The 22,737-nt window shown below is 56.5% G+C and carries 22 protein-coding genes and 1 tRNA gene; 4 read left to right on the top strand and 19 right to left on the bottom strand.

Going from position 1 to position 22,737, the window contains the following annotated elements:
• Positions 1-21 precede the first annotated feature (21 nt).
• The 6 genes from JFT66_RS18545 to dibA all read right to left on the bottom strand — a co-directional run bounded on the left by JFT66_RS18545 (position 22) and on the right by dibA (position 6,289).
• The gene (locus JFT66_RS18545; protein WP_198859831.1) at positions 22-1,002 is read right to left on the bottom strand and encodes a sulfate/molybdate ABC transporter ATP-binding protein; all 981 of its coding nucleotides are present in this window, start codon (positions 1,000-1,002) and stop codon (positions 22-24) included.
• Between the two features lie 3 nt (positions 1,003-1,005).
• Positions 1,006-1,878 (bottom strand): sulfate ABC transporter permease subunit CysW, encoded by an 873-nt coding sequence (gene cysW, locus JFT66_RS18550; protein ID WP_153838578.1) that lies wholly within the window; start codon positions 1,876-1,878, stop codon positions 1,006-1,008.
• Positions 1,879-1,891: 13 nt separating this feature from the next.
• Positions 1,892-2,710: a sulfate ABC transporter permease subunit CysT gene (gene cysT, locus JFT66_RS18555; protein ID WP_034117177.1), complete on the bottom strand. Its 819-nt coding sequence runs from the start codon at positions 2,708-2,710 to the stop codon at positions 1,892-1,894.
• Positions 2,711-2,815: 105 nt separating this feature from the next.
• Positions 2,816-3,826 carry a sulfate ABC transporter substrate-binding protein gene (locus JFT66_RS18560; protein WP_034117176.1) on the bottom strand — a complete coding sequence of 337 codons (1,011 nt, stop codon included), beginning with the start codon at positions 3,824-3,826 and terminating at the stop codon, positions 2,816-2,818.
• 65 nt (positions 3,827-3,891) lie between these two features.
• Entirely contained in the window at positions 3,892-4,074 is a 183-nt protein-coding gene (gene oscA, locus JFT66_RS18565) for a sulfur starvation response protein OscA (protein WP_003170956.1), read from the bottom strand.
• A gap of 301 nt (positions 4,075-4,375) precedes the next feature.
• The gene (gene dibA / locus JFT66_RS18570) at positions 4,376-6,289 is read right to left on the bottom strand and encodes a phosphodiesterase DibA (RefSeq protein ID WP_153838577.1); all 1,914 of its coding nucleotides are present in this window, start codon (positions 6,287-6,289) and stop codon (positions 4,376-4,378) included.
• Between the two features lie 166 nt (positions 6,290-6,455).
• Here dibA and desA point away from each other — a divergent pair, with 166 nt between their 5' ends.
• Together desA and JFT66_RS18580 are read left to right on the top strand one after the other, a co-directional pair.
• Positions 6,456-7,640: a delta-9 fatty acid desaturase DesA gene (desA, locus tag JFT66_RS18575; protein ID WP_034117174.1), complete on the top strand. Its 1,185-nt coding sequence runs from the start codon at positions 6,456-6,458 to the stop codon at positions 7,638-7,640.
• Between the two features lie 188 nt (positions 7,641-7,828).
• Positions 7,829-8,830 carry a GGDEF domain-containing protein gene (locus JFT66_RS18580; RefSeq protein WP_153871683.1) on the top strand — a complete coding sequence of 334 codons (1,002 nt, stop codon included), beginning with the start codon at positions 7,829-7,831 and terminating at the stop codon, positions 8,828-8,830.
• 120 nt (positions 8,831-8,950) lie between these two features.
• Here JFT66_RS18580 and JFT66_RS18585 read toward each other — a convergent pair whose 3' ends face one another.
• The 11 genes from JFT66_RS18585 to JFT66_RS18635 all read right to left on the bottom strand — a co-directional run bounded on the left by JFT66_RS18585 (position 8,951) and on the right by JFT66_RS18635 (position 17,603).
• Positions 8,951-10,159: an HDOD domain-containing protein gene (locus JFT66_RS18585; protein WP_198859832.1), complete on the bottom strand. Its 1,209-nt coding sequence runs from the start codon at positions 10,157-10,159 to the stop codon at positions 8,951-8,953.
• 132 nt (positions 10,160-10,291) lie between these two features.
• A complete protein-coding gene (gene gabT, locus JFT66_RS18590) occupies positions 10,292-11,569 on the bottom strand; it encodes a 4-aminobutyrate--2-oxoglutarate transaminase (RefSeq protein ID WP_034116793.1) in 1,278 nt (425 codons plus the stop codon).
• A 180-nt stretch (positions 11,570-11,749) separates the two neighbouring features.
• Positions 11,750-13,192, bottom strand: a complete 1,443-nt coding sequence (gabD, locus tag JFT66_RS18595; RefSeq protein ID WP_153838574.1) for an NADP-dependent succinate-semialdehyde dehydrogenase — start codon at positions 13,190-13,192, stop codon at positions 11,750-11,752.
• A gap of 295 nt (positions 13,193-13,487) precedes the next feature.
• On the bottom strand, positions 13,488-13,802 hold the full coding sequence (locus JFT66_RS18600) for a RebB family R body protein (protein ID WP_003187551.1): 315 nt from the start codon (positions 13,800-13,802) through the stop codon (positions 13,488-13,490).
• 50 nt (positions 13,803-13,852) lie between these two features.
• The gene (locus JFT66_RS18605) at positions 13,853-14,167 is read right to left on the bottom strand and encodes a RebB family R body protein (RefSeq protein ID WP_005783676.1); all 315 of its coding nucleotides are present in this window, start codon (positions 14,165-14,167) and stop codon (positions 13,853-13,855) included.
• Between the two features lie 82 nt (positions 14,168-14,249).
• Complete coding sequence (locus tag JFT66_RS18610) at positions 14,250-14,573, bottom strand: hypothetical protein (RefSeq protein WP_034116791.1); 324 nt, start codon at positions 14,571-14,573, stop codon at positions 14,250-14,252.
• 40 nt (positions 14,574-14,613) lie between these two features.
• The gene (locus tag JFT66_RS18615; RefSeq protein ID WP_034116790.1) at positions 14,614-15,252 is read right to left on the bottom strand and encodes a hypothetical protein; all 639 of its coding nucleotides are present in this window, start codon (positions 15,250-15,252) and stop codon (positions 14,614-14,616) included.
• Positions 15,253-15,334: 82 nt separating this feature from the next.
• On the bottom strand, positions 15,335-15,907 hold the full coding sequence (locus tag JFT66_RS18620) for a hypothetical protein (RefSeq protein ID WP_198859833.1): 573 nt from the start codon (positions 15,905-15,907) through the stop codon (positions 15,335-15,337).
• A gap of 18 nt (positions 15,908-15,925) precedes the next feature.
• Positions 15,926-16,153, bottom strand: a complete 228-nt coding sequence (locus tag JFT66_RS18625; RefSeq protein WP_003187543.1) for a RebB family R body protein — start codon at positions 16,151-16,153, stop codon at positions 15,926-15,928.
• A 103-nt stretch (positions 16,154-16,256) separates the two neighbouring features.
• A complete protein-coding gene (locus JFT66_RS18630) occupies positions 16,257-16,799 on the bottom strand; it encodes an RNA polymerase sigma factor (protein ID WP_052224514.1) in 543 nt (180 codons plus the stop codon).
• 87 nt (positions 16,800-16,886) lie between these two features.
• Positions 16,887-17,603, bottom strand: a complete 717-nt coding sequence (locus JFT66_RS18635) for a Crp/Fnr family transcriptional regulator (protein WP_198859834.1) — start codon at positions 17,601-17,603, stop codon at positions 16,887-16,889.
• A gap of 195 nt (positions 17,604-17,798) precedes the next feature.
• On the opposite strand from JFT66_RS18635, the gene JFT66_RS18640 reads away from it, so the two are divergent.
• Both JFT66_RS18640 and JFT66_RS18645 read left to right on the top strand, forming a co-directional pair.
• Positions 17,799-17,875, top strand: a tRNA-Arg gene (locus tag JFT66_RS18640).
• Between the two features lie 3 nt (positions 17,876-17,878).
• Positions 17,879-18,127 carry a hypothetical protein gene (locus tag JFT66_RS18645; RefSeq protein WP_198859835.1) on the top strand — a complete coding sequence of 83 codons (249 nt, stop codon included), beginning with the start codon at positions 17,879-17,881 and terminating at the stop codon, positions 18,125-18,127.
• Positions 18,128-18,131: 4 nt separating this feature from the next.
• Here the strand turns inward: JFT66_RS18645 and JFT66_RS18650 are convergent, their stop codons facing one another.
• Positions 18,132-19,898: a nuclease domain-containing protein gene (locus JFT66_RS18650; protein WP_198859836.1), complete on the bottom strand. Its 1,767-nt coding sequence runs from the start codon at positions 19,896-19,898 to the stop codon at positions 18,132-18,134.
• 9 nt (positions 19,899-19,907) lie between these two features.
• Positions 19,908-22,451 (bottom strand): hypothetical protein, encoded by a 2,544-nt coding sequence (locus tag JFT66_RS18655; RefSeq protein ID WP_198859837.1) that lies wholly within the window; start codon positions 22,449-22,451, stop codon positions 19,908-19,910.
• Positions 22,452-22,737: the final 286 nt, after the last annotated feature.

Genomic DNA, 22,737 nt, shown 5'->3' on the forward strand with positions numbered 1-22,737 from the left:
CACATTTGAATTGCGGTGAGGTCAGGCTTTTTGCCAGACCTTGGGTTTGAAGAACAGCGTCTCGCCACGCGCCAGACCGGTGAGGCTGTCATGGTCTTTCACCACTTCTGCCTCGATCAGTTCGCTTTGGCCTTCAACCTTCAGGGTCACCCGAGTCGTCGCGCCGAGCGGGCGGATATCGCGCACTTGCGCGGCATGGTGATCCTCCAGTTCATGCCGCGACAGCGACACTTCATGGGGACGGAACAGCACGTGCTGGTCCTCGCCCAAATGCAGGCGGTTCGAATCACCCAGGAAGTGGTAAACGAAATCGCTGGCCGGGTTTTCGTAGACGTCTCCCGGTGAGCCGATCTGCTCGATCACGCCCTTGTTCATCACCACGATACGGTCGGCGACTTCCATGGCTTCTTCCTGGTCGTGGGTCACGAATACCGAGGTCAGGTTGATGTCTTCGTGCAGGCGCGCCAGCCAGCGGCGCAGTTCTTTACGCACCTTGGCGTCAAGGGCGCCGAAGGGTTCGTCCAGCAACAGCACTTTGGGCTCCACCGCCAGGGCGCGGGCCAGGGCGATACGTTGGCGCTGGCCACCGGAGAGTTGTTCCGGGTAGCGGTCGGACAACCAATCGAGCTGCACCATGTTCAGCAATTCGTGAACCTTGGCTGCAATCTGGGTTTCATTCGGACGCTGGCTTTTGGGCTTCATGCGCAGGCCGAAAGCCACGTTGTCGAACACGGTCATATGGCGGAACAGCGCGTAGTGCTGGAACACAAAGCCGACATTGCGATCACGCACATCGTGACCGGAGACGTCTTCGCCGTGGAACACGATGCTGCCGGCATCCGGGGTTTCGAGGCCGGCGATGATGCGCAACAAGGTGGTCTTGCCGCAGCCGGACGGGCCCAGCAACGCCACCAGCTCGCCACTCTGGATATCCAGGTTGATGCTGTCCAGGGCCTTGAAGGCGTTGAAGTTCTTGCTGACATTACGGACTTCGATCGACATGACTTATTCCTCACCGGCGCTTTTGCGCAGGCGGTTGATTCGGTTCTCGCTCCACTGCTTGAGCAGCAGGATGAAGAGCGCCAGGATCAGCAACAGGCTGGCTACCGCGAACGCGGCAACGTGGTTGTATTCGTTGTAGAGGATCTCGACGTGCAGCGGCAGGGTGTTGGTAACGCCGCGAATGTGGCCGGACACCACCGACACCGCACCGAACTCACCCATGGCCCGCGCCGTACACAGCACCACGCCGTAGATCAGGCCCCATTTGATATTCGGCACGGTGACATACCAGAACATCTGCCAGCCATTGGCGCCCAGCAGCCGCGCAGCCTCCTCTTCCTGGGTGCCCTGCTCCTGCATCAGCGGGATCAGCTCACGGGCCACGAACGGCACGGTGACGAAGATGGTGGCCAGCACGATACCCGGCAAGGCGAACACGATCTGGATGTCGTGCGCCTGCAACCATGGGCCGAAGAAGCCCTGAGCGCCGAACATCAGCACGTAGACCAGGCCCGCGATCACCGGCGAGACCGAGAACGGCAGGTCGATCAGCGTCACCAGAATGCTTTTGCCACGGAACGAGTACTTGCTCACACACCAGGCCGCGCTGACACCAAACACCACGTTGAGCGGCACCGAAATCGCCACGGCGATCACCGTGAGTTTCAGCGCCGACAGCGCGTCGGGTTCCAGAATCGCGGTGAAGAACGCACCCAGGCCGTTCTTCAAGCCCTGGGACACCACGATAAACAGCGGCAACAGCAAGAACAGCGCAAACACCAGCCAGCCGAGGCCGATCAGGATGCGCCGCGACACCGCACTGCCACGTCGGGCTGCATTGGCCGAAGACGCGGCGGAAATAGACGATTGGGACATGTTCCGCGCCTCCTTAAGGGTGTTCGATGCGCCGCTGCAGCAAGTTGATCAGCAGCAGCAGGACAAAGGAAACCACCAGCATCAACACGCCGATGGAGGTGGCGCCGTGGTAGTCGTATTGGTCGAGCTTGACCATGATCAGCAGCGGCAAAATCTCGGTCTTCATCGGCATGTTGCCGGCGATGAAGATCACCGAACCGTACTCACCCACGCCACGGGCAAACGCCAGGGCGAAGCCGGTCAGCCAGGCGGGCAGCAACGCCGGTACGAGGATGTAGCGGAACACTTGCAGCGGCTTGGCGCCAAGGCAGGCGGCGGCTTCTTCGATTTCCCGGGGGATATCGGCCAGTACCGGCTGCACCGTGCGCACCACGAAGGGCAAGGTGACGAAGGTCAGCGCCAGGGTGATACCCAGGGGGGTGTAGGCGATCTTGAAACCCAGGTCGGCGGCGAACTGACCGACCAGGCCGTTGGGCGTGTACAGCGCGGTCAGCGCGATACCGGCTACGGCAGTAGGCAAGGCGAACGGCAGGTCGATCATCGCATCGATGATCTTGCGGCCGGGGAAGGTATAGCGCACCAGCACCCAGGCCAGCAGTGTGCCGATCACGCCGTTGATCAACGCGGCGTACAACGCGGTGCTGAAGCTAAGCTTCAACGCCGCCAGCACGCGAGGTGCGGAAATGATGTTCCAGAACTGATCCCAGGTGAGTTGAGCGGCGTGTACAAACATCGCCGCCAGCGGGATGAGTACGATCAGGCTGAGGTACACCACGGTGTAGCCCAGCGTCAGCCCGAAGCCGGGTATGACGGGGGAGATACGACGCGACATAAGAGTCCTTGGTTAAAAGGTAGAAACCACTGTAGGAGCGCGCTTTCTGTGGGAGCTGGCAAGCCAGCTCCCACAGAAAAGCAGGGCTCCTACAGGTACTTTGGCTTACTGCGCCGTGTAGATCTGGTCGAACACGCCTCCGTCATTGAAGAATTTCGGTTGGGCAGTTTTCCAGCCGCCGAAGTCTTTGTCGATCGTCACCAGGTCCAGTTTCGGGAACTGCTGGGCATATTTGGCGGCGACTTTCTCATCCCGTGGACGGTAAAAGTTCTTCGCCGCGATCTCCTGGCCCGCCGGGCTGTACAGGTGGTTGAGGTACGCGGTGGCGATCTCGGTGTTGCCCTTTTTCTCGGCGTTCTTGTCAACCACGGCCACCGGTGGCTCCGCGAGGATCGACAGCGAAGGCACGACGATGTCGAACTTGTCGGCGCCGCCATCTTCTTTCAAGGCCAGGAACGCCTCGTTTTCCCAGGCCAGCAATACGTCACCCTGACCGTTGTTGACGAAGGTAATGGTAGAACCGCGGGCGCCGGTGTCCAGTACCGGGACGTGTTTGAACAGCTCTTTCACATATTCCTGGGCCTTGGCTTCGCTGCCACCGGTCTTGAGGCCGTAGGCCCAGGCGGCGAGGAAGTTCCAGCGTGCACCGCCGGAGGTTTTCGGGTTCGGTGTGATGACCGACACGTCTTTCTTGATCAGGTCGCCCCAGTCCTTGATGCCCTTGGGGTTGCCCTTGCGCACCAGGAACACGATGGTCGAGGTGTAGGGGGTGCTGGCGTCCGGCAGGCGGGTTTGCCAGTTTTCCGGCAGGGTCTTGCCCAGCTTGGCGATTTCGTCGATGTCACCGGCCAGGGCCAGCGTCACCACGTCGGCGCGCAGGCCGTCGATCACCGCCCGGCCTTGCTTGCCCGAGCCACCGTGGGACTGCTGGATCTTGACGTTGTCACCGGGGTGGGACTGTTTCCAGAAGCTGGTGAATTCAGCGTTGTAGTCCTGGTACAGCTCACGGGTCGGGTCGTACGAGACGTTGAGCAACTCGTAGTCCTTGGCAACGGCGGAACCGGCAAACACGGCACTGGCCAGCGCGGCCAGGGCATAACGGCGAATCGACGACATAGAAGCTCCTGAAAATTCTTGAGTGTTGGCTTTTCTTATAGTTGCGGGTCTATCGCCGTTCTTGCTCAGCTCGGTTTGTTACCCGGGTTCTGCAGACGGAATTTTTCTTTGCGCTCGATCTGTACCACTTGAGCGTTGTGCACGGTGATTTCCACTGCGCCAAACCGCAGATCGCGCAGGGCGCTCTGGATCTCACGCAAAATGGCTGCTTCGTCCTGGCCGTCGACGCTACGTAGAGATGCGCTCATGGTCTCGCTCCTGAAATGAATAGTGCCTGGCAGTGGCGGCACTGCTTGCGGCGTGAGGGCGATAGTAGATAAGCGCGGATATTCTTAAAAATACTATTTAAGAATGTTTATATAACCAGAAAGAATTTTCTGACAGGGCGTGGGGTTGCGAAGGATTTTTTGCGGTTCACAGCGAAATCAGGCCGTAAACAGATCCAAATGTGGGAGCGGGCTTGCTCGCGAATGCGGCGTGTCAGTCAGCCAATGTGCATCTGATACACCGCATTCGCGAGCAAGCCCGCTCCCACATTTGGGCCGTATCTCAAGTTCGAATAGCGGGCGCCCGTGACCAATCAATCTCCTGCGCCGGCATCGGCCGCCCAAACCAGTACCCCTGGCCCATATCGCATTCCTGGTCCAGCAGAAAGCGCGCTTGCTCCACCTGCTCGATCCCCTCGGCATGCACCTGCATGCCCATGCTTTTCGCCAGGGCGATCACCACGCGCACGATGGCGGCATCGTCTTCATCCCAAGGCAGGCCGGCGACAAAACCCTGGTCGATCTTGAGCTTCTGTACCGGCAGGCGTTTGAGCCGCAGTAACGAGGAGTAACCGGTGCCAAAGTCGTCGATAGCCAAGCGCAAGCCCAGTTCGCGCAGACGGTGCAGTTGCTCCAGGGCGACTTCCGGGTCGTCCATCACCGCGCTTTCGGTGACTTCCAGCTCAAGGAATGCCGGATCCAGGCCAGTGGCGTGCAGCACTTGGGCGACCTGCTCGTACAGTTCGCGCCGGGCAAACAGGCGGCTGGAGACATTGACCGCAATAAAGCTCAGCGGCGCCCCCTCGGCCAGCCACTGGCACATCTGCCGGCAAGCCTGGTCCATTACCCACGCATCAATGTCGGCAATCAGCCCGGTGCGTTCGGCAATGGGGATGAATTCACCCGGTGGCACCAGGCCGCGCTCCGGGTGCTGCCAGCGCACCAATGCTTCAACCCCCACCAATCGGCTGTCGAGCAGGTCGTGCACCGGCTGGTAATAGACGCGTAGCTCCTGCTGGTCGAGGGCACGGCGCAGTTCGCTGGCGATTTCCACGCGATTTTGCGCGTGGGCGGTCAGCTCTTCGGTGTACAGGGCGTAGCCTTCGCGACCGGCGTTCTTGGCCTTGAACAACGCGGAGTCGGCGTTGCGCAGCAATTGCTCGGCACTCAAGGCGTCACTGGGGAACAGGCTGATGCCGATGCTGGCGCTGATAAACAGCTGGTTGCCATCAAAAATGAACGGATCCTTCATGGCGTTGAGCATGCGCTGCGCCAAGGCGGCAGCCTGCATCACCTGTGGACAACTTTCCGCCAGCACGGCGAACTCGTCGCCGCCCAGGCGCGCCAGGGTCACCCCCGGCCCAAACAAGCCGCGCAGGCGTTCGGCGACCAGTTTGAGCAGTTGATCACCGACGTTATGGCCCAGGCTGTCGTTGATGATCTTGAAGTGGTCCAGGTCCATCAGCAGCAAGGCGCAGCCACGCTTGTGCACTTGCGCCGAGGCCAGGGCCTGCTCGGCGCGGTCGGTGAACAGCAGGCGGTTGGGCAGGTCGGTGAGCGGATCGTGATGGGCCAGGTGCGCCAGTTCGTGCTCGGAGTCCTTGATGGCGCTGATATCCGAGAACACCGCGACGTAGTGGCTGACCTTGCCCTGGTCATCATGGATCACGCGGATGGTTTGCCACTGTGGATAAATTTCGCCGCTTTTGCGTCGGTTCCAGATTTCACCGCTCCATTCGCCTGTGTGTTCCAAGGCCTGGAACATTTGCTGATAGAACGTCGATGAATGGCGCCCGGACTTGAACAGGCTTGGCCGATGGCCCATGACGTCTTCGCGGCGGTAGCCAGTGATCTCCATGAATGCCCGGTTGACGTGCACGATCAGCCCCTGGGTATCGGTAACCAGTACCCCTTCGCGGGTGCAATCGAATACCGCAGCGGCCTGGCGCAGGCGCTCGCGGTTTTCCTTCAGGGGTTGCTGCAACTGGTGGGCCCGGGCAAAACGCCGGCCGATCCAGTAGATGACCGCCGCGCTGAGGCTGACCCACACATAACCGCGCACCTGCATCCAGCGCCCCAGCTCCCAGGGCTCATCGATAAAGTTGATCAATAGGTAGTTGCTGAGCTGGAGCCAAACGATGGAAACGAGCAGGTATACCAACCCCGCACGTAGGGCACCTCGGTATGAAAACAGCATATTGTTAGTAATCCTTACTAGATAACCAGAATCGCCCTACAAAGGATCAGGATTATAGATGAGGAAACACCTTGTAAGTCTTATCTGAAACGGTGACTGGTTTTATCCGAAAAGGGAGTGATAATGCGGATGCTATTTTTTTCTTTATCTGAGGGCCATACAGCCTATGTGGTACAACGGTTTTCTTGATCTGTCAGCCTGGCAACTGGTGGCAGTCACTCTGTTGATGACCCACGTGACCATCATTGCGGTCACCGTCTATCTGCACCGTTATTCAGCCCACCGCTCCCTGGAGCTCAATGCTGGCCTGAAACACTTCTTCCGCTTCTGGCTGTGGCTGACCACGGCGCAGAACACTCGCGAGTGGACCGCCATCCACCGCAAGCACCACGCCAAATGTGAAACCGTCGATGACCCGCACAGCCCGGTGATCAAGGGCCTGTCCACTGTCTTGCGCAAAGGTGCCGAGCTGTACCGTGCCGAGGCGGAAAACCCCGAGACCTTGCGCATCTACGGCAAGAACTGCCCTGACGACTGGATCGAACGCAAGCTCTACACGCCCTACCCGCTGTTGGGCGTGGCGATCATGGGCGTGATCGACGTGCTGCTGTTCGGCACCATCGGTATCACCATCTGGGCGATCCAGATGATGTGGATCCCGTTCTGGGCCGCCGGCGTGATCAACGGCCTGGGCCATGCCGTGGGCTATCGCAACTTCGAATGCCGTGACGCCGCCACCAACCTGGTGCCGTGGGGCATCATCGTCGGCGGCGAAGAGCTGCATAACAACCACCACACCTACCCCAACTCGGCCAAGCTGTCGGTGAAGAAGTGGGAGTTCGACCTGGGTTGGGCCTGGATCAAGGTGTTCAGCTTCCTGCGCCTGGCCAAGGTGCAGCGCGTGGCGCCCATCGCCCACCGCGTCGAAGGCAAGGGCAACCTGGACATGGACACCGCCATGGCGATCCTCAACAACCGCTTCCAGATCATGGCCCAGTACCGCAAGTTGGTGATTGGCCCGTTGGTCAAGCAGGAGCTGGAAAAGGTCGATCATTCGGTACGCCACCAGTTCCACCGCGCCAAGCGCCTGTTGTCACGGGAAACCAGCTTGCTGGATGACCGCCACCACCTGCGCATCCAGAGCATGCTTGAGCACAGCCATGCGTTGAAGGTGATCTACGAAAAGCGCCTGGCGCTCCAGCAGATCTGGGTCAAGACCAGCTCCAATGGCCACGATATGCTGGCTGCGATCAAGGAATGGGTGCATGAGGCCGAGGCCAGCGGTATCCAATCCCTGCGCGATTTTGCCCACCAACTGAAGACGTATTCGCTGCGCCCTGCGGCGGTGTGACGGTAGTGTGGGAGGGCTCGCCCTCCCACGCACTGGCTTTTTGGCGCCATTTTCCGGGCACCGTCAATCCGTCACGATCACGGAACTTCACCGCAATTCCCCTCTCTCAAAGAACACTTCGCCATCATGGTGACCCCTTGTAGTGTCCGCTGTTCCATCCTGCGGCGCGCCCAGAGAGAGTTGTACCGATGGTTCACGAAAAGCCCTGCCTGCCCGATATGCCTACTGCCGAGCCACCGCGCCCGGCCGCGGCGGCGACCCTGTTGGCGCTGATGCATGCCCAGGGCGAAGTCGAGCGGCTGAGTGAGCGTGAGCAATTACTCAGTTCGCTGTTGGTCAGCGTCAATGCGGTGCTGTGGGCTATCGATTGGGAAACACGCCGCGTGCTGTACGTGAGCCCGGCCTACGAGCGCATATTTGGCCGCTCAGCCGGTTTGCTGCTGGCCGACCATCGCGAGTGGCGCAACAGCGTCCACCCCGAAGACCTCGACTATGCCGAACACAGCTTGGCCCGTGTGCTGGAGCAGGGTGCCGTGGAAGACCGCGAGTACCGCATCATCACCGCCGACGGGCAAATCCGCTGGCTGAGTGACAAGTGCTACATCAACCAGCAGGTGGTGCCCGGTGAACCGCTGATCGTGGTCGGCATGGCCGAAGACATCACCGAAAAGAAGTTGCTCGAGCTGGAGCTGCACCGCCTCGCCACCACCGACGTGTTGACCCAAAGCAGCAACCGCCGGCACTTCTTCGAGTGCGCCAACCAGGCGTTCGACAACGCCTGCGTCCAGGGCACAGCGTTGGCGTTCCTGTTGCTGGACATCGATGACTTCAAGGACGTCAACGACACCTACGGGCACCTGGAGGGCGATCAGGTGCTGCGGCGCATCGCCGAGAGCGGTCGCGGTGTATTGCGCCGTGGCGACCTGTTCGGGCGCATTGGCGGCGAAGAGTTCGCCGCCGTGCTGCCCGGTTGTGCACCGGAGATGGCCCTGCAGGTGGCCGAACGGCTGGGCAAGGAGATCCAGGCGTTGCTGTTCAGCTATGAAGGCCGCGAGTTCAATGTGACCGTCAGCCAGGGCCTGGCCAGCCTGCGCGAGGATGACTCCACCCTCGACAGCCTGTTCGCCCGGGCGGATGCGGCGATGTATGAGGCCAAACGCCTGGGTAAGAATCGCGTTATCGCGGGTTAGACTCGGTCAAAATGTGGGAGCGGGCTTGCTCGCGAATGCGGTGGGTCAGTCAACCTCAATGTTTGCTGGGCCGACGCCTTCGCGAGCAAGCCCGCTCCCACATTTGGATCTCATTGCCTGTTAGGTTTTGCGTACTCGCAGCAATTCCGATAACCCTACCTTGAGCAACCGCGCCGTCTTGCTGCCGGCCAATGCTTCCAGCCCTTCATGCTCGGTCAACCGCGCCATCTGCGTCGCCAGGTTCACCACCAGCGCCTCCCGCGAATACACACCGCCTTCCAGTGAATAGGTGGCCGCGATCAATTGGCGCAACTCCAACGGCAAGCGCCAGCGAGTGCGCAACGCCGAGCCGTAGGCGGCGCCAAACGCGTCGAGGGATTCGCCGATCGCTTCGTCATCCAGGGCGCCGCCACCCTGGCGCCAGTCTTCCAGGCAACGCAACAAGGCCAAATCACCCAGACGATGCAGGATACAGGCGCTGTAGCAGCGCTCGTGATCCAGTTCCAACATGCGCGCCAGGCGTCGGGCGTAGTCGGCGCTGTCCTGGGACAACTGCCAGTGCCGCTCGGCGTAGGCCACCAGCCCGGGGTCACCCAGCACCACGTTGTGCTTGAGCGCAAGGCCCAGGATGAAGTTCATGCTCTGCCCGGGTACCAGCTTATGCAGGGCCGCCGGCAGGGTCTGCACCGGCGTGCCGTGATACCCGGCGCTGTTGGCGGCGGCGATCAGCACGGCGGTGATTTGCGGGTCCATGCGCACCTGGTCTTCCAGCTGCTTGAGGTCCAGGCCCTCGGGCCCCAGGCTGCGTTGCACTGCGGCCTTCACATCGACGCGCAACGGCGCGCCATCAGAAGCTTCGCGGCGCCGCTCGAGGAATGCCGGCAACGTCATCCCCGGCGCCAGCGGGGGAATCTCGCAGTACACACTTTCGCCTTCGTTAAGCAGCAGGTCTTGCAGGCGCTGGGTCAGGCTCTCCATGTTCAGTGGGCGGGTCAAATAGGCAGTGGGCGCCAGGGGCAGGGCTTCACGCACACTGGCGCTGTCATTGCGACTGCTCAGCAGGATGAACGGTAACGCAGGGGAACGGCGCTGCTGACGCACACTGCGCAGCAGGCTCAGGCCATCGACACCCGACAGCTCCCAATCCGCCAGGACCAGGTCATAGGTTTTTTCGCGCAACAGCGTGGCGGCCTGCTGCCCATCGGCGCACACGTCCAGCCGTGCGTCACAGCGCACATTCAACAAAACTTGCTTGAGCAGGTCCCGCGACCAGGGGTCCGCTTCGGCAATCAAAACTCGGGGTACAGCGGGTAAATCAACAGCAGTCATCCAGCACGCTCCATCGGCAATCCTTGCACCTTAGACAATGGAGCCGCCTGCGTACAATGAACAGCGCCTGAATGTGCGGCAGTGGCCATAAAAAAACCCGCCGAAGCGGGTTTTTTGTGGAGCAGCGAAGTATCAGAGTTCGGAGAAGCACTCTTCAATGATCGCCAAGCCCTTGTCCAACAGCTCGTCCGGCGAGGTCAGCGGCACGAGCACTCGCAACACGTTGCCGTAGGTGCCGCAGGACAGCAGGATCAGGCCCTTGTCACGCGCCTTGGCTACCACGGAGGCAACGGCCGCCGCGTTGGGCTTGTGGCTGTCGCCATCTTCAAACAGCTCGACCGCGATCATCGCGCCCAGGGCACGCACTTCGCCGATCACCGGGTATTTGGCCTGGATGGCCTTGAGGCCGGTTACCAGGCGCTCGCCGACGGCTTTGCAACGGTCCAGCAGGTGCTCTTCTTCAAACACTTCCATCACGGCCAGGGCCGCGGCGCAGGCAATCGGGCTGCCGGCGTAGGTGCCGCCCAAACCGCCTGGGGCGATGGCGTCCATGTATTCGGCCTTGCCGCACACACCCGCCAGCGGGAAGCCGCCAGCGATGGATTTAGCGAAGGTGGTCAGGTCGGCGGCAACGCCCATCTGTTCCATGGCGAAGAAAGTACCGGTACGGCCGGCACCGGTTTGCACTTCGTCGGCGATCAGCAGGATGCCGTGCTTGTCGCACAGTTCGCGCAGGCGCTTCATGAAGGCTTTCGGCGCGACGTAGAAACCGCCTTCGCCCTGCACCGGCTCGATGATGATGGCGGCGATATCACGCGGCTCGGCATCGTTCTTGAAGATGCGTTCGATACTGGCGATGGAGTCGTCGACGCTGACACCATGCAGCTCGTTCGGGTACAGCGCACGGAACACGCCGCCGGGCATCAGGCCCATGCCGGCCGAGTAAGGCACGACTTTACCGGTCAGGCCCAGGGTCATCATGGTACGGCCGTGGTAAGCACCGGTGAAGGCGATCACACCGGCACGGCCAGTGGCGGCGCGGGCGATCTTGACGGCGTTCTCGACAGCCTCGGAACCGGTGGTGACCAGCAGGGTTTTCTTGGCGAAATCACCTGGCACCTTGGCGGCGACTTTTTCACAAACTTCTACGTACGGCTCGTAGGCCAGAACCTGGAAGCAGGTGTGGGTCAGCTTGTTGAGCTGCTCGGTCACGGCTGCGATGATTTTCGGGTGCACGTGGCCGGTGTTCAGCACGGCGATACCGCCAGCGAAGTCGATGAACTCGCGACCTTCAACGTCGGTCACGGTAGCGTTCTTCGCGGATTCGGCAAAGATCGGGTGAATCTGGCCAACACCGCGTGGTACGGCGGCTTCGCGGCGTTTCATCAGGGAAGCGTTGGTCTTGCTCATAAAGTCCTCATTCGCCACTCATCGGGTGGCGTGGTCCAAGGCATACGTGGCGGGGAGGCAACTACGGCAGCATGCGATGATCGACTGCCACAGCTTTCCCGGCCACTACGAATAACGATGTGAAACACGCAAAGGGACAGCGCTCTCGTGCCCTCTGCGTTTGCTGCAATCTCTTACCGGTCAGATGCCCAGGCAGAGGTATTTGATTTCCAGGTAATCCTCGATCCCGTACTTGGAACCTTCACGGCCCAGGCCCGAAGCCTTGATGCCGCCGAACGGCGCCACTTCGTTGGAGATCAACCCGGTGTTGACGCCGACCATACCGTATTCCAGGGCTTCAGCCACACGGAACACACGGCCCAGGTCACGCGCATAGAAGTACGACGCCAGGCCGAACTCGGTGTCGTTGGCCATGGCGATCACATCGGCTTCGTCTTTGAAGCGGAACAGCGGCGCCAGCGGGCCGAAGGTTTCTTCCTTGGCGACGGCGGCGTCCTTCGGCACATCGACCAGGATGGTCGGCTCGAAGAAGTTGCCTTCCATCGCCTTGCCACCGGCCAACAGCTTCGCGCCTTTGCTCAGGGCATCGGCGATGTGTTCCTGGACCTTGGCCACGGCTTTCTCGTCGATCAGCGGGCCAGTGGTGGTGCCTTCTTCCAGACCGTTGCCGATCTTCAGTTTGGTCACGGCCACCTTGAGCTTTTCAGCGAACGCGTCGTACACCGAATCCTGGATGTACAGGCGGTTGGCGCAGACGCAGGTCTGGCCGTTGTTACGGTACTTGGAGATGATCGCGCCTTCGACGGCCTTATCCAGGTCAGCGTCGTCAAACACGATGAACGGTGCGTTACCGCCCAGCTCCAGGGAAACTTTCTTGATGTCCTTGGCGCATTCGGCCATCAGTTGGCGACCAATTTCGGTCGAACCGGTGAAGGACAATTTACGCACGATCGGGTTGCTGGTCAGCTCGCCGCCGATGTCGCCAGCGCTACCGGTGACCACGCTGAGCACGCCTTTAGGGATACCGGCGCGGTGCGCCAGCTCAACCAGGGCCAGGGCCGAGAACGGCGTTTGCGAGGCGGGCTTGATCACCATGGTGCAACCGGCAGCCAGGGCTGGGCCGGCTTTGCGGGTGATCATGGCGGCCGGGAAGTTCCACGGGGTGATGGCGGCGGTCACGCCGATAGGCTGCTTGATCACGATCAGGCGCTTGTCGGGCTGGTGGCCGGGGATCACGTCGCCATAGATGCGCTTGGCTTCTTCGGCGAACCACTCGATAAAGGAGGCGGCGTAGACGATTTCGCCCTTGGCTTCGGCCAGCGGCTTGCCTTGTTCGAGGGTCATCAGGCGGCCGAGGTCGTCCTGGTTTTCAATCAACAGTTCGAACCAACGGCGCAGTTTGTTGGCGCGTTCCTTGGCGGTGAGTGCACGCCAGGCTGGCAGGGCCTTGTCGGCCGCTTCGATGGCGCGGCGGGTTTCCGCGGCGCCCATCTTCGGCACGCTGCCGAGAATTTCACCCGTGGCCGGGTTGTTGACCTTGATGGTTTGACCATTGTCCGCATCGACCCAAGCGCCATCGATAAAGGCTTGCTGGCGGAACAACTGGGTATCTTTGAGCTGCATGTCGGCTTTCCTTAACAGCACCGCGCGCACGCGGAGCGAATTAGAGTTGTTGAAAGGCGCCTTGTGGGCTGCCGTCAGGGAAATCAGCCCCAGCGCGCGGGAGAAATGAACGGGCGCACGGGAGACAGAGCGTTTGAAATCTCAAACGAATCCTAGGATCAATGGGGGTACAGGGCAATAGGATGTTCGAAAAAAAGAACGAATATGGCGCATCGAGTGCATCTTTCAGATCAAGCGCACAAACGACAACAGCCCCGGTGCCTTGTGGGCGCCGGGGCTGTTGGGGCTTTGCAGCTTACGGTTGGAACGACTTGAGCACGGCCAACAGGCTGGTCAAGTTGTCGGCCACGCCGCCTTGGGCGACTTTTTCGGTGGCCGCGGCGCCAGCGGTGGTATCGACGCTGTAGATCTGCATCACGCCCTGGTTGGTGGCGGCCTGGGCCAGGGTGTTTTGTTGCTGTTGGGCCGAGACCGAGTTCTGGAACAGGATCGCCGTGGCCTGGCCCATGGATTGGTAGATCGTGCTCATGGCCATCGCAGGCGATTCGGCAACGACCTTGACGTTGGTCTGGGTGACGGCATCGGTGATTTGCGGGCTGACTGTGCTCATGGTTGAAACTCCTGGTGTGAGAAAGAACAACATCCGTTATGGCTTAGTGCTTAAGGCTGGAAAGACTTGAGCACGGTCAACAGGCTGGTGAGGTTATCCGACACGCCGCCTTGGGCGACTTTTTCGGTGGCCGCCGCACCGGCGGTGGTATCGACGCTGTAGATCTGCATCACGCCCTGGTTGGTGGCCGCCTGGGCCAGGGTGTTTTGCTGCTGCTGGGCCGACACAGCGTTCTGGAACAGAATCGCCGTGGCCTGCGCCATGGATTGATAGATAGTGCTCATCGCCATCGCAGGCGATTCGGCCACCACTTTGACGTTGGTCTGGGTGACCGCGTCGGTAATTTGCTCGTTAACAAATGCCATGATCAATTTCCTTATTTAGTACACGGTGCATTCCGTGTTCATGAATGAACGTTGCCAAACCGGCGCTGTGAAACGTGGAGGTTCAAGGTTTCGCAGCCGGGCCCAACGCCGCTTCAATCTGCGTGATCAAGCCTTGGATCAGTGCCTGCACTTCCTTGCGTTGCGCGTCCCTGTCAGGAGCCGCGCCGTCCAATACTTGGCGTAGCGCCGCCTCGCGGTTTTCAGCGGCGACCTTGAGCGCTTGCTCATTGGCCTTGGACTGCTCAAGCACCTGGGTGGCGCGCTTGAGGGTTTCGTCGACGATGGCCTGGGGCGTTCCGGCGAAGACCTGCGGGTTGCGCAGCATCGCTTCGAGCCGTTGGCGATCGTCGCTGGAGAGCACTGAGGGTGTGGATGGGTGAGCCATGGCGGCCTCCTTGGGCACTACGTTGCCGGCTGAAGGGCCGCTAAAGCCGCACCTCGACGTTGTCTTGCCAGAAACCGGCGAAATAGAAGTCCGCGTCGTTATCGCAACTGGAGGCCAGCTCCCAGGGGGTCATCACGGTGGGTCGCGTGTCGAAGATCGGCGCCGGCACAGGCAGCAAGTTGGCGTTGCTATACAGGTTACCGACCTCATAAGCGTTGGCGACAAACTGCGAACAGAACGCGGCGTTGCTGATGGACACCGACTCATTGATGCGGCTCATGATGCCGGGCTCATAAGCTGACACCTTGAAGATCGACAACATCGCGTTCCATTTACTGTAGCGACCGCTGATGTCCTTGGTGGCCACATCGCCGAGGAACTGGCCGGCGGCATAGGCTGCCGCATTCGCCAAATCGGCTTCGGTGCAACTGAACACCATGGCGCCGCGAGGCGGTACTTCGGTGGTCAGGTCCGTCAATTGAATACCCTCACCGACACTTTCGATGACTCGCGTGGCATCCACCGCAATGGCCGCGTGCACCACCGGCACGTTGGGATCGCCGGTTCCGAATATCTTGGCTTTAAGCCATTGCCCCGCCCGAATGAAGGCACGGGGAATGCTGGTGGACACTTTGTCGTCCACTTGCGCCACTGAAAAAACAATATCTCCAGGCTGCATGATGTCGCTCCTCACTTAAGAAAAGTTGCTTTCAAGTTGCTGTTGCACCGTTCCAGCAGAACGCTGGAACGCTGTGCTCGGTTCAGGCCGCTGGCGCGGCCCGGTTGGCCAAGGTGTTGGCGTACTTGGCGATGCTCTGGTCGATCTTGTCGATGGCCACGCTGGCGGCCTCGGCTTCCATGGCACCGGCGGCGGCGGCCACGGCGGCAGCGGCGCCCACCAGCAAGTCGGTGGCCAACGCGCCCAAAGCGTCTTCGGCAGCGGCCGGCAAGTTGTCCTTGACGATGTTCTCGGTCATTTGCTGGAGCAGCACGGCCTGGGCCGCCAGGGCGATCTTGCTGACCCCGTCGAAATACCCCGCCGCCGCCTGCGCCACCAGGCCGGCCGCCTGGCTGATCATCATGTCGGCCGGCACCGCGATCTGCGCCGGCGCATAAGCAAAGTTCTGCGCGTTAGTGAACTGCACCGCCTGCACGATCTGGCTGTTGAGGGCCGCCGTGCTGTCGGATGACGGCGCACTCACCTGGTTGAGCAGGTGCTCGTTCATGCGCGCCATGATCGAGCGCGAGGCCGGTGCGGCGGGCGCCGGCGCCAGTGCGTCGGCGGCGGGTGTTTCGGGGGGAGCGGCGGGTTTCTTGCGGCTGAACCACGACATAATCGATCTCCCGAGGGCTCAGCCCTTCTCGCCAATCTGCATGATCAGCGCCACGGCCTTGGAGATCACCGCGTTGGAAATCTGGTTCATCGCCTGCTGGCTGTTGACCGCGTTCTGCAACGACAGGCCCGCCGCGCTGCTGGCCACTTGATACAGCGACGCGATGGCCTGGGCCGGCGCCTCTGCCACCACCTTGACGTTGGTTTGGGTGACCGCGTCGGTGATCTGGCTGTTGACCTCTGTCATACATCTCTCCTTGATGGCATTCACCCAGGATTGGGCGTGGATAGTGGCGCCAGGACGCGCTCATACAACTAGAACGCCCCGCGCCAGCGTGTGTGAATCCGATTCAGCGCAAGGCACTGCGCAGCAGTTGCACGCGCTTGCGCACCAGCGGCAGCTTGACCTGCAACTCGGCGGCGATTTGCGGATACGGCAGGTCATCGACAAAGCGCATCTCAAACAAACGCTGCTGCACCGCCGGCAACCGCGCCACCAGCGCCTCGACCTGCTCCAGGCGCTCGTAACACTCCACCCGCTCCAGCACCGAAGCGCACGGCGCGGCGAGTGCAGCCAGGTGATCGTGTTCAAGATCCACCGAATCATCGAACAGCCGCCCCTCGCGCTTGCTACGCCGCAAGCTGTCGAGAAACACATGGTCGAGAACCAGAAACAAAAACCCCTGAGGGTCACGAATACGCTCCGGCGAGCGCCGAAAGAACAACAGGGCCTTGATCGCCGTGGCCGACAACCATTCCTGGCCCTGATCCAGATTGCCCTTGGCCCGCCGCAACGCACGCCGCTTGAGCTCGCCCTGCACGGCGCGCCAACTCGCTTCGAACAAACGGTCATCGGCGGCCCATTGATCCTTGAACTGAACAGTCATCCCCATCGCCAGCACTCCTGTGCATCCTTGATGAAGGGCCAGTCTGCGAGGGCGGAACAGGGGCGCGCTGTTACCTGGGGAACAGGGCCACGACTAATTCAAGGCAAACGCCTTGCGCCGCAAATGCTCGAGATCATTGATCACCATGCGCTCCAGGTTGCCGCTGATCAGGCCACTGCGGCGCCACATCTGCAGCTGCACATTGAGCTTTGGGCGACTGGTATTAAGCATCGACGCCAACACCCCCTGACTGGCAGGCAACGACACACTGGGCATGGCCAGCGCCAAGTCAATCTCGCCCAGATTGGCCAACAGAAACCGCGCTAACCGCGACTCCAGCCGATGCAGACACACCAACTCCAACAACTCGATGGCATGCAGCAAGCGCAGCATCATCAGCATCAATAAGCGCCGCAGAAACGCCGGCTCCTCAAACAGCACACCAAAATGCCGACTGCCCAGCTGCAACAGCCGCGTGGGGCCGCTGGCAAAGGTGGAAGACTCGCGCCCATGATCCTTGATCAACGCCGTCTCCCCCACCACCTGCCCGGCCCCGGTACTGCCAATAATCTGCTCCCGGCCATCGGGCCCATGCACCATCGAATAAATCCGGCCTTCGACTACCAATGCAATGAATTCGAGAGTGTCGTCCTTGAAATACAGCAGCTCACGATCCTCCAGCGTGCGCTCCACCATATGGGTGGCAACGTAGCGCAAGAGGTGCTCCGGCATACCTCGAAACAAATCGGAGCGAGCCAGCAGGGTTTGTCTCAACGGGAGATCGAGCATCACGGTTCCTTTGGAATGCATGCGTTCACCTGGGGAATTGCGGCGTGGAAGCGGTTTAAAGCCACAAGAGCAAAGCAAACAAAGGGACGCGCGGCGCGGGGAGTTGTGAATGAGGGTGGCGACTGGCCATTTTTAGGCGGAAACGCCCGACAGTTAATGGCTAAAACGCTGGAATGGACGCATCAGGTCGACATGGGTATGATGGCGCCCGCACAAGCATCCGTAGCTCAGCTGGATAGAGTACTGCCCTCCGAAGGCAGGGGTCGTGGGTTCGAATCCCGCCGGGTGCACCAGATATGAATGAAAAAGCCCCAGGTCGAGAGATCTGGGGCTTTTTTGTTTTATGGGGTTGGGGGGTGGTGAGGGGAGGTGTTGGTTGTGTTGGGGTTATAGAGGTTGGTGTTGGGAGTTACTCGCCAAGTCTTTGGTTTGAGCTGTGCGGGATTTCCTTCTTCTTTTTTGTCGTGAAAATAAATCTGTCCCCTTATTCTCTTCGACACAACTCCTCGAAAATCAGCATATCAGAGCATCTAAAAACCCAATGAAACATTAGGCAGCTCTAATAATTTGTTTTACGAATGAGTTAAAGCCCCGTTCCTCATCAGATGAAAGTTTGACATACCCGAAAAATGGCGCCGAGGCTAGTCGATCTCCAAGATTGAAAGCCCCACCATACATACCATATTCATCATTAAAAGATTTTGGGATGAATGCATATACTGCTTTTATGGCACCCGGAGCCTCAACAATACCCTGTTTAGACAGCGACCTTGTTTTTAGATAATACTTACTAATAATTTCAGGCAAGTGCTTATCTTTAGTGTTTGAATGATCCGAATATTTCGCATCAAATATCAAATAGGACTCAACACCTTCTTTTTCAGTTTTAATTAGAAAATCTGGAGTCCAACAGGATCGATACCCAGTACCAGCATGAAACACATCTACCAGTTCATTTGGCTGAGAGTATTTTGAATGAGACCATATCGTAGGTTCATAAAACAACTGAATTTTTTGATCACCACTTGTAAAAGTATAATAATTCGAGAGTTCATCATCCGAAAATACTTCTAGGCGTCCCGCCGTACCTAATTCGCGAGCGGCACTCCGTGTTTGCGCGGCAGTCAACGTAAACCCAGCATCTTGCAAACAGTCTATTAATTTATACAGACAGAAAAACTCATAAAGTTTATCTAGCGACTTCATCCCGAACAGATAGTTAGCACCACTCCACTTTGGCTGACCTAATCTATACCATTCATCAATCAACCTAAAAGTCTTATCGTAATGAGCATATCGTTTAGCAAGAGGCGTCAGTACGGGCCGAAGCACCCCTTTATTTTGGCAGGGCAAGTACTTCTCAAAAAAAGAAATCAGATCATTACATTGGCGTACCAATTGAACAGCTTCACGATGACGCCGTTGAAGCAATGGTGCTTCAATAGTTTGAAGTATACTATCAAACGTATAAAAACCAGTATGCTTAGAATTTGGCTTATAGGATTTTAAATGATCGGGTATATCCAGCAAAAACTTTTTTAAATTAATCAAAAAACCATAAATAACTTGATTTTCAAAAAGATTGGTATTTCTTTCAACAACCGTCCTCTGAATCTTGTCGATTGAATAATGTCGATTTTGAATTGACACTTTTGATGAATCAATTGGCACTGGATACAACTGATCCAAATGCTTAAACAACCAATCAATCTCCCGATCAGTTATATGTGCACCATCGTCATATGGGGTGATCCGGAGTTGCTCGGATGACCTTTTGCATGGTTGAGTCATGAATCTAGTGCGACTTGAATTTATCGCTTCTAATATCTTCCTTGAAAAATTTAATTTTGTGAGCGTATCTACATTATCTCCAGGTTGAGAATCCGAGCCAGCCTGAGTTTTTGAAAAACATATTTTTGTTACATCCGCCATTTTAAAAGACAGGTAACCAAGAATTTTTTCAGCTTGCTCTTTATTTATTTTTGTGGCCACTACATTAATAGGTGTTACGCGAAAGATCTGTGCAGTAGCATCAAAGAACAAAGCTACCGACGCAAGTCCAAAATGATTTAATAAATGCCTCTTTAGTTCCGCCCTATACTCTACTGATTCATCACCCTTCTGATAACTAGTGAGAGCAACGGGATGATCCTGCACAAACAGTGTTGGCTCCCCCATAGAGTGCTTGGAAACGACAGAAAAAGAAATCGTATCAGTTTCTCTTATCTCTGGCGGCTCTGATACACCCTCCGTCAACTCGTGAATTGCCTTTCCCGCAGGGCTCTCAACTAGTAGATAAACAGTGAACTCTTTCATACCCGTCCCTTAGGAAAAGTAGCTGAAGGAATGCATATCTAGCTTACCAGCCTCCACTATTCTATAAAGAATACTGTGGCTAATTTTAAATTCACTAGGAGATAAGATTTGCAGCAACGCCTCCAATCGCTTGCAATAGCCCTCACCACTGCCTTGAATTAGAGGTAGTACGTGTTGACTCAGAGCATAATCCAATGCTCGCATATTTGAAGCTGACCGCATTAAAGGGTGAGCAACCAAGCAATACTTTTCGATTGCTATTTCTTTACGCTTTGAAATTACGCATCTCTTCCCATAAGCGATATTACTATCCATCAATATATTTCTAACATCTTGAAAAAAAGCCATTTGATCATTAATGGCAGCTCTTTCAATCTCAAGATCCAGAGTCGGATCCACATTAAACATTTGGTCCAAAGAAGCGTGACTATAGGGAATCTGTATTAGACTCTCATCGAACTCAAACTTACTATCATACTCAAATTCCTCGTAACTTGGCTCCAGAGTTATAATAGGAGCACGATCGATAAGTCTCGGGCTTAGCGGTTCTGTGGTCATGTCATAGTTTATAGTGCCGATAAACCTCAACGACTCTGGAATCTGAATAGGAGATTCATTTTCGTTAACCCGCAAGGTTCGATCTGACTCAGAGTCGGCCATCCCCATAAAAGGAGCCCAATAGTGCTCGATAGCCGATAGATTCGCCTCATCAAGAACTACCCAAAGTGGTGGAGCACTATGGCAAACTTCAGTTTGACATGATTTTATGTAATTATAGAATCCTGTTGGCGCCGGGACCATACGATTGGAAAGAGGATTAAAGTACCCGATAAGATCACGTTGACTAGTCCAACCACGCCCAACCGATATATTAAGAAGCCGACTATCCAGGAGTTTAGATTTACCTAACAATTTAATAAGAGAAGTTTTACCTACACCTGGAAGCCCGGACAAAATCACAATAAAGCTTTGCTGAACAGCAACGAGCAAATTGGCAATAAAATCACGCTCATAAATACGTCCTTGCCTTGCAAGAGACTCCCGAATCTGATCTATATAGAGATTTCTTTCAGCTATAAGATCTTTGGGAGCAAATTGCCGCCCATTACTATGAGGAAGTTTTATAACTTCTTCTTCTACGGGCGACACCATTCCAGAAATGGTTTCAACGTAAGGTCTCAGCGCAATTAGCTTTTTCCTTAGATCTTCAGTCCTTTTATTAAGCTCATCATCTAAAGATATTTTTTCTTGCTTAGCCGTTGTTATTTCATCCGTTAGAAAACTACGGCGACCCTCTTCTCGTGCAACTGCTGCCTTTATATCGGACAGTGATTTGTAAGGCCCGAGTTCCTCTTTCAGCAGAGCTAATTGCTCTTTAGTCTTCTGGAGCTCGGAGTCCAACTCGTTTCGCTCTTTATTTCTCGCTTCATCAAATAATGTTTTCTGTTGATCTTTTAACAGAAAATTCTTTTCTTGCAGTCTTTCCGCTGCAACTTGATTCTCGTTCTCAAGATTTTTTTGTATTTTTGAAAGACTATCTACTTCTGTTTCAAGGATAGCCAATTCGGCTCGAAGCTGTTGCTCTTTATCTTGTCTGAACTGTTTTAGGTACTGATCTTTACGCTCTTCAATATGCTTACTTAGCAAGCCTGTACCTTTCGAGGAGTTCAAATAATCATGAAGCGCCTGATCTAGACTTTCAAATTTCTCGTCAGCCTCACTGGCAATTGAAAAAAAACGATTCAGTTGTTCAGATGCATTGGATGGAATTCCTTTAGCTTTAGAAACCGCCATCCTGAACATCATTTGCTCATGCTTTGAAAAGCTTTTAACGTTTGCTTTTTTTAGCAAATCACTACAAATTTTTATAATTTCTTCATCGGATGCATAATCTGTATATTCGCAATCTATCTGATTGAATATATCAGCCTTCGTAAAAAACGAATATCTTTCACCATTTGTATCGTAATGGACAACGCCATTTTCAATGTCTGCATACTTATATGTTCTTAAACCGCCGACAGGACCGCCTGGCTTCCCAGGAAACGCACCGTCTAGGTTTAGCAGTTTTACACTAGAGCTTCCGTCCGTATCTATCTCGACCTCAGTCTGAAAGGGTCCGTAGATCTTTTCTCCGTGCTTTACCAGAATCAAAGGAGTGAGAGGTGGGCTTTCCGTGAATAGTAGTCTCTCATTAGCCGAAGGCAGCGGAGCACTCATAATTTGAACTGCGGCTTTTCTGGATGTATTCAGACTCGTTTTCTGCGCTGTTGTAACATACCGGCAGTCTCCCTCTTTCCACTCTTGGGTGGTAGGAACAGCCTCAATTACCAATAAATCATGCTCAGTAAAGCTTAGATCGATTTCGCTATAGTTATGGGTTACAAAAACCTGTTTAGTCTCGCAAAAAAACTCTTTATCGTTGATTAAGTACAGCTCACCGTTAATTTGCTCAAATATTACATCCAGTTTTCCTAGATTAGCTGGGCCATCCGCGTTCAAAATACCTTTACTTTTTTTTCCGTAAACTATTCGCTTTTTTGACGTATCCATTTAAGTCTCTGCTATTTGTTAATCGATAAGGTACGCGTATAGCTCTTATGAAAATACATCAGGGTGGAGCATTAATATGAAATTCTAGAGGTGAAAACCAAGTTGAGATGGAAAGCAACAATCGAATTGAGCAAGGATTGGTCACAGCGTCATCCTGAGCATGTGGCCCGGCGGGGCGATTCGCTACTATACAATCGTATGCGGGGCAATTGGCCATATTTTTTGAAGCGTTGAAAATTTTCGCATTGATTTGAATTCAGGGTCTAAATCCAAACCCACTTCCGCA

It is taken from the genome of Pseudomonas sp. MF6755, assembly GCF_016405635.1.
In the GTDB taxonomy this organism is placed as follows: domain Bacteria; phylum Pseudomonadota; class Gammaproteobacteria; order Pseudomonadales; family Pseudomonadaceae; genus Aquipseudomonas; species Aquipseudomonas haemolytica.

What these genes read in the sequence shown, in the direction of transcription:
- oscA (WP_003170956.1), bottom strand. Translation starts at nt 4,074, where the DNA reads ATGAGCGCATCTCTACGTAGCGTCGACGGCCAGGACGAAGCAGCCATT.
- JFT66_RS18615 (WP_034116790.1), bottom strand. Translation starts at nt 15,252, where the DNA reads ATGCAGCCTGGAGATATTGTTTTTTCAGTGGCGCAAGTGGACGACAAA.
- JFT66_RS18560 (WP_034117176.1), bottom strand. Translation starts at nt 3,826, where the DNA reads ATGTCGTCGATTCGCCGTTATGCCCTGGCCGCGCTGGCCAGTGCCGTG.
- JFT66_RS18655 (WP_198859837.1), bottom strand. Translation starts at nt 22,451, where the DNA reads ATGGATACGTCAAAAAAGCGAATAGTTTACGGAAAAAAAAGTAAAGGT.
- JFT66_RS18600 (WP_003187551.1), bottom strand. Translation starts at nt 13,802, where the DNA reads ATGAGCACAGTCAGCCCGCAAATCACCGATGCCGTCACCCAGACCAAC.
- JFT66_RS18585 (WP_198859832.1), bottom strand. Translation starts at nt 10,159, where the DNA reads ATGACTGCTGTTGATTTACCCGCTGTACCCCGAGTTTTGATTGCCGAA.
- JFT66_RS18645 (WP_198859835.1), top strand. Translation starts at nt 17,879, where the DNA reads ATGAATGAAAAAGCCCCAGGTCGAGAGATCTGGGGCTTTTTTGTTTTA.
- JFT66_RS18630 (WP_052224514.1), bottom strand. Translation starts at nt 16,799, where the DNA reads ATGGGGATGACTGTTCAGTTCAAGGATCAATGGGCCGCCGATGACCGT.
- JFT66_RS18650 (WP_198859836.1), bottom strand. Translation starts at nt 19,898, where the DNA reads ATGAAAGAGTTCACTGTTTATCTACTAGTTGAGAGCCCTGCGGGAAAG.
- dibA (WP_153838577.1), bottom strand. Translation starts at nt 6,289, where the DNA reads ATGCTGTTTTCATACCGAGGTGCCCTACGTGCGGGGTTGGTATACCTG.
- JFT66_RS18580 (WP_153871683.1), top strand. Translation starts at nt 7,829, where the DNA reads ATGGTTCACGAAAAGCCCTGCCTGCCCGATATGCCTACTGCCGAGCCA.
- JFT66_RS18610 (WP_034116791.1), bottom strand. Translation starts at nt 14,573, where the DNA reads ATGGCTCACCCATCCACACCCTCAGTGCTCTCCAGCGACGATCGCCAA.
- gabT (WP_034116793.1), bottom strand. Translation starts at nt 11,569, where the DNA reads ATGAGCAAGACCAACGCTTCCCTGATGAAACGCCGCGAAGCCGCCGTA.
- desA (WP_034117174.1), top strand. Translation starts at nt 6,456, where the DNA reads ATGTGGTACAACGGTTTTCTTGATCTGTCAGCCTGGCAACTGGTGGCA.
- cysT (WP_034117177.1), bottom strand. Translation starts at nt 2,710, where the DNA reads ATGTCGCGTCGTATCTCCCCCGTCATACCCGGCTTCGGGCTGACGCTG.
- JFT66_RS18545 (WP_198859831.1), bottom strand. Translation starts at nt 1,002, where the DNA reads ATGTCGATCGAAGTCCGTAATGTCAGCAAGAACTTCAACGCCTTCAAG.
- cysW (WP_153838578.1), bottom strand. Translation starts at nt 1,878, where the DNA reads ATGTCCCAATCGTCTATTTCCGCCGCGTCTTCGGCCAATGCAGCCCGA.
- JFT66_RS18625 (WP_003187543.1), bottom strand. Translation starts at nt 16,153, where the DNA reads ATGACAGAGGTCAACAGCCAGATCACCGACGCGGTCACCCAAACCAAC.
- JFT66_RS18605 (WP_005783676.1), bottom strand. Translation starts at nt 14,167, where the DNA reads ATGGCATTTGTTAACGAGCAAATTACCGACGCGGTCACCCAGACCAAC.
- gabD (WP_153838574.1), bottom strand. Translation starts at nt 13,192, where the DNA reads ATGCAGCTCAAAGATACCCAGTTGTTCCGCCAGCAAGCCTTTATCGAT.
- JFT66_RS18635 (WP_198859834.1), bottom strand. Translation starts at nt 17,603, where the DNA reads ATGCATTCCAAAGGAACCGTGATGCTCGATCTCCCGTTGAGACAAACC.
- JFT66_RS18620 (WP_198859833.1), bottom strand. Translation starts at nt 15,907, where the DNA reads ATGTCGTGGTTCAGCCGCAAGAAACCCGCCGCTCCCCCCGAAACACCC.